General features: G+C 60.1%; 6 protein-coding genes. 1 reads left to right on the plus strand and 5 read right to left on the minus strand.

The window, feature by feature from the left end; translation table 11 throughout:
- From ACIOVB_RS09460 to ribBA, 3 genes are all read right to left on the minus strand, one after another.
- Positions 1 to 681: ABC transporter permease (locus ACIOVB_RS09460; RefSeq protein ID WP_401267107.1), on the minus strand; the 681-nt coding region annotated here is incomplete at its 3' end.
- On the minus strand, positions 678 to 1,703 hold the full coding sequence (locus ACIOVB_RS09465; protein WP_401267023.1) for an ABC transporter substrate-binding protein: 1,026 nt from the start codon (positions 1,701 to 1,703) through the stop codon (positions 678 to 680). The genes ACIOVB_RS09460 and ACIOVB_RS09465, both read right to left, overlap by 4 nt.
- Positions 1,704 to 1,958: 255 nt before the next feature.
- A complete protein-coding gene (ribBA, locus tag ACIOVB_RS09470) occupies positions 1,959 to 3,068 on the minus strand; it encodes a bifunctional 3,4-dihydroxy-2-butanone-4-phosphate synthase/GTP cyclohydrolase II (RefSeq protein ID WP_401267025.1) in 1,110 nt (369 codons plus the stop codon).
- A gap of 68 nt (positions 3,069 to 3,136) precedes the next feature.
- Between ribBA and ACIOVB_RS09475 the strand changes: the two genes are divergently transcribed.
- The gene (locus ACIOVB_RS09475) at positions 3,137 to 3,430 is read left to right on the plus strand and encodes a DUF1330 domain-containing protein (protein WP_401267028.1); all 294 of its coding nucleotides are present in this window, start codon (positions 3,137 to 3,139) and stop codon (positions 3,428 to 3,430) included.
- Here ACIOVB_RS09475 and ACIOVB_RS09480 read toward each other — a convergent pair whose 3' ends face one another.
- Together ACIOVB_RS09480 and ACIOVB_RS09485 are read right to left on the minus strand one after the other, a co-directional pair.
- Entirely contained in the window at positions 3,431 to 3,994 is a 564-nt protein-coding gene (locus tag ACIOVB_RS09480) for an NUDIX hydrolase (protein ID WP_401267030.1), read from the minus strand.
- Position 3,995: 1 nt separating this feature from the next.
- Positions 3,996 to 4,748, minus strand: coding sequence for a GntR family transcriptional regulator (locus ACIOVB_RS09485; RefSeq protein WP_187678628.1), 753 nt, complete (start codon positions 4,746 to 4,748; stop codon positions 3,996 to 3,998).
- Positions 4,749 to 4,814 lie beyond the last annotated feature (66 nt).

Genomic DNA, 4,814 nt, shown 5'->3' on the forward strand with positions numbered 1-4,814 from the left:
CACCCGGAAGAAGTTGGTCCATGGGCTGGCGCCGCAGATCGAGCCGGCCTGCAGGATCATCGGGTCGATGGCCTGCATGGTCGCCTGCAACGGCAGGACGATGAACGGGATCATGATGTAGCTCATGCCGATCACCACGCCGGTCAGGTTATGCACCATTTCCAGCGGCTGATCGATGATGCCCATCGCCATCAAAGCCTTGTTGATCACGCCCGAGGCTTGCAGCAACACCAGCCACGAATAGGTGCGGGCGAGCAGGCTGGTCCACATCGACAACAGCACGATGTTGAGAATCCAGCGACCCCAGCCGCGCGGCACCAGCGTGATCGCCCAGGCGAGCGGAAAGCCCAGCAACAGGCTGAAAATCGTCACCAGCCCGGCCACCGAAAAGGTGTTGAGCAGCACGCGGGCATAGGCCGAGTTGGCGAACAGTTGTTCATAGTTGCCAAGGCCTGGCGTCGGCTCCAGCACGCCGCGCAACAGCAGGCCAATCAACGGCGCGAGAAAGAACAGGCCGAGGAACAGCAGCGCCGGAGCGAGGTTGCCGGCGCCGCGCCAGCGTTGTCTCAGGGACGGGGTTTGCGACATCGCGATCGCCTGTTTTCCTTCGGCCGAACCGGCAGCGCTTGCGGCGCTCCCGGTGGCAGTGGATGGACGGGGCGCGGTGGCCGCCATTTTCATTTGACCAGCCATTCGTTCCACCGTGTCGCGATGGTAGGGCCGTTTTTGGCCCAGTACGCGAAATCAAGAGTGATCTGATCCTTGGCGTAAGCAGTCGGCAGGTTGGGAGCCAGCGTCGAATCCAGACGCTCCACGCTGTCGAGGTTGACCGGGGCGTAAGCGGTCAGGTTGGAGAAGTCGGCCTGGCCTTTGGCACTGCTGGCGTTGGCCAGGAACTTCATCGCCGCGTCTTTGTTTTTCGAGCCCTTTGGAATCACCAGAATGTCGGCCATGACCAGGTTCTGTTTCCAGCTCACGCCCACCGGCGCGCCATCTTCTTGCAGGGCGTGAATGCGGCCGTTCCAGAACTGGCCCATGCTCGCTTCACCGGATGCCAGCAGTTGCTGCGACTGCGCGCCGCCGCCCCACCAGACGATGTCTTTCTTGATGGTGTCGAGTTTTTTGAAGGCGCGATCCAGATCCAGCGGGTAGAGCTTGTCGGCCGCTACGCCATCGGCCAGCAGGGCCAGTTCGAGCACGCCGGGGCTTGGCCATTTATAGAGGGCGCGTTTGCCGGGGTAGGTCTTGGTGTCGAACAGGGCGCTCCAGTCCTGCGGCTTGTTGGCGCCGAGTTTGCCCTCGTTGTAGCCGAGGACGAAGGAGAAGAAGAACGAGCCGACGCCGTGATCGCTGACAAAGCGCGGGTCGATTCTGTCGCGCTGGATGACTTTGAAATCGAGGGGTTCGAGCAGGCCTTCAGCAGCAGCGCGCAGGGCGAAATCGGCTTCGACATCGACCACGTCCCATTGCACGTTGCCGCTTTCGACCATCGCCTTGAGTTTGCCGTAGTCGGTCGGGCCATCCTGCACGACGGTAATGCCGCTGGCCTTGCTGAACGGATCAGCCCAGGCCTGTTTCTGCGCATCCTGGGTGCTTCCGCCCCAGCTGACGAAATTCACGCTTTCGGCGGCCATTGCAGCCTGGCCGGTCACGCTGAGCAGTCCCGCAAAAAAGATTGCGGTTGCAGCTTTGTTCAACACCATTTTCACGCCCTCATTGTTGTGTTTTTGAGCGGGCCTTGCGTTGTTGCCCGCCTGTCGGGAGCAGTAGATGGACGTTCGTGGGAGTGTCCGGTCTATGGAATATCATATTATGGTATTCCAAACTTTGTGCAAGCACTTTGCCTTACCGGTTATCTGGCGAAGTAGTTTTTTGGGGGGCACCGAAAATGTGCAGTGGATGAAATTGTGGCGAGGGGATAAATCCCCTCACCACAGGGGCTCATCGATAACTGTGGGTTATTCGGTGTAGGGGATGCTCTCGACCACTTCCAGGTCATACCCGGTCAGGCCGGCGTACTTGAGGGGCGGCCCAAGGTGCCGCAGTTTGCCAACCCCAAGGTTCTGCAGAATCTGCGCTCCGGTCCCCACCTCCGAATAAATCCGTGACTGCGACCGACTGAACTGCCGTGGCGGCTGCGTCAGTTGCGGCACCCGCTCCAGCAACGCCTGCGACGATTCATGATTGGCCAGCACCACGACAACTCCATGGCCCTCGGCCGCGACCCGTTGCAACGCCGCCCACAGCGTCCAGTTTGTCGGCCCGCTGTATTCGGCGCCGACCAGATCTCGCAGCGGATCGATCACATGCACGCGCACCAGCGTTGGATGCTCACGGCGTAGATCGCCCATGACCATCGCCATGTGAACCCCACCTTCGATACGGTCTTCGAAAGTGATCAAACGGAAAGTGCCATGCACCGTCGGCAGCTCCCGTTCGCCAATACGTTCGATGGTGTGTTCGGTACTCAGGCGATAGTGGATCAGGTCGGCGATGGTGCCGATCTTGATCCCGTGCTTGCGCGCGAAGACTTCCAGATCCGGGCGACGGGCCATGGTGCCGTCGTCGTTCATCACTTCGACGATGACCGACGCCGGGGTGAAACCGGCCAGCCTGGCCAGATCGCAACCGGCCTCGGTGTGACCGGCGCGGGTCAACACGCCACCTTCCTTGGCGCGCAGCGGAAAGATATGCCCGGGTTGCACCAGATCTTCGGCGCGGGCGTCTTTGGCCACGGCGGCGGCGACCGTGCAGGCACGATCGGCGGCGGAAATCCCGGTGGTGACGCCAACTGCCGCTTCAATCGACACAGTGAACGCGGTGCTGAAAACGCTGCCATTGCTCGGCACCATTTGCTCAAGACCCAAACGCTGGCAGTGTTCGTCTGTCAACGTAAGGCAAATCAGCCCGCGTGCCTCACGCGCCATGAAGCTGATCGCCTCGGGCGTGCAACAATCAGCGGCGAGTAACAGGTCGCCTTCGTTTTCCCGGTCTTCGTCATCGACCAGCAGAACCATTTTGCCGAGGCGATAATCTTCGATGATTTCTTCGATGCTGTTGAAGGCCATGCTGGACTCTCAGGGTTCGTTGGAAATATATTGGTATACCATAATACAAAATCAACAAAGAGGTCACTATGAAGGCGTACTGGATTGCTCACGTAGACATCACCGATCCCGACCAATACAGCCAATACACCCAGCGCGCGCCCAAGGCGTTCGCTGAGTTTGGCGGGCGGTTTCTGGCCAGAGGCGGGCGCAGCGAAGCGATGGAGGGCAGGGATACTCCACAGCGCAGCGTGGTGATCGAGTTCGATAGCTATGAGCAAGCGGTCGCCTGCTACCGCTCGGCGGCGTATCAAGAGGCGAAGCGTTATCGCGAGGAATGGGCGAGGGCGGAAATCATCATTGTCGAAGGCATGGCGCCGTAATCAGCGGATGAAGTGGATCTTGCCGCTGTCATCATTGCCCATGTAGATCCCATACACCCCGGCCTGGCGTTCCTCGATATAGCGTTCGAGGATCTGCCGGATCGCCGGGTAGTAGATCTGCTCCCACGGGATGTCTTCGGGGGCGAAGAATTTGTAGTCGAGGGTTTCCGGGCCGTACTGGCCGGTAATCTCCAGGGCGATCGCGCGGAAGATGATGTACACCTCGCTGATCTTCGGCACGCTGAAGATCGAATAGGGCGAGACGATTTCCGCACGCACGCCGCTTTCTTCCCAGACTTCACGCAAGGCCGCCTCTTCAGTGGTCTCGCCGCTTTCCATGAAGCCGGCTGGCAGCGTCCAGGTGCCCGGACGCGGTGGAATCGCCCGTTGGCACAAGAGGTATTTGCCGTCCTGCTCGATGATGCAGCCGGCGATGATCTTCGGATTGACGTAGTGAATGTAGCCGCAGCCACGGCACATCATGCGCTCGTGCGTATCGCCCGGCGGCACCTGCTGACCGAGGTCAGGGCCACCGCATTTCGGGCAATAGCTCGGGCTGGACATGTCAGTGACCTATACGGGGTTCTTTCAGCGCGATGGGCAGGGTGATCGCAGGCACGTCGCCTGTTTCTTCCTGTTTGCGCTTGAGGTAGTCGAGGGCGACAGCAGCGGCGGCACGCACGTGATCGACGCACGCCTGATGCGCCGCCAGCGCATCGCCGCTCTTGATCGCCGCGACCATTTTTTCCATTTCCTGATTGCTTGCGCCGCGACGGTTTTGCTGGGACACCGAGGTCGCGCGCAGATAACTGATGCGTGCCTGCAACTGGCGCAACTGAGTGGCCGCAACATGGTTGCCCGAACCTTCGAGCAGCACGTCGTAGAAGCCTTGTACCGAGTCGATCACCTGTTGCAACTCGCCGTCCTTGAGGGCCTTGCGGTTCTCATCGAGGGCTTTTTCCAGGGCTTTGATGTCCTTGGCTTTGGCGCGCAGGGTGAACAGCTGGACGATCAGGCCTTCGAGCACGCAACGCAATTCGTAGATATCGACGGCATCGGCGAGAGTGATGATCGCCACCCGTGGACCTTTGGCATCAGCGAACTCGACCAGACCTTCGGATTCCAGGTGACGCAAGGCTTCACGAACCGAGGTGCGGCTGACGCCCAGGCGATCACAGAGATCGCGTTCGACCAGACGATCCCCTGGCATGAGCTGGAAATTCATGATCGCGCTACGCAGTTTATCCAGTACGATTTCGCGCAGGGTAACGGGGTTGCGATTGACCTTGAAGCTGTCGTCGAGTGGCTGGCGTTTCATGGGGTCCGCTCTTTACTGTGGCTGTCCATGCCAGACGGGCATCAAAACAGCCGAGGGGTTAACTGG

The organism is Pseudomonas sp. NPDC087639, from assembly GCF_044743385.1.
Lineage (GTDB): Bacteria > Pseudomonadota > Gammaproteobacteria > Pseudomonadales > Pseudomonadaceae > Aquipseudomonas.

Bases quoted from the DNA above. Each gene is read 5' to 3' on its own strand.
- ACIOVB_RS09465 (WP_401267023.1), bottom strand. From the start codon at position 1,703: ATGGTGTTGAACAAAGCTGCAACCGCAATCTTTTTTGCGGGACTGCTC.
- ribBA (WP_401267025.1), bottom strand. From the start codon at position 3,068: ATGGCCTTCAACAGCATCGAAGAAATCATCGAAGATTATCGCCTCGGC.
- ACIOVB_RS09475 (WP_401267028.1), top strand. From the start codon at position 3,137: ATGAAGGCGTACTGGATTGCTCACGTAGACATCACCGATCCCGACCAA.
- ACIOVB_RS09480 (WP_401267030.1), bottom strand. From the start codon at position 3,994: ATGTCCAGCCCGAGCTATTGCCCGAAATGCGGTGGCCCTGACCTCGGT.
- ACIOVB_RS09485 (WP_187678628.1), bottom strand. From the start codon at position 4,748: ATGAAACGCCAGCCACTCGACGACAGCTTCAAGGTCAATCGCAACCCC.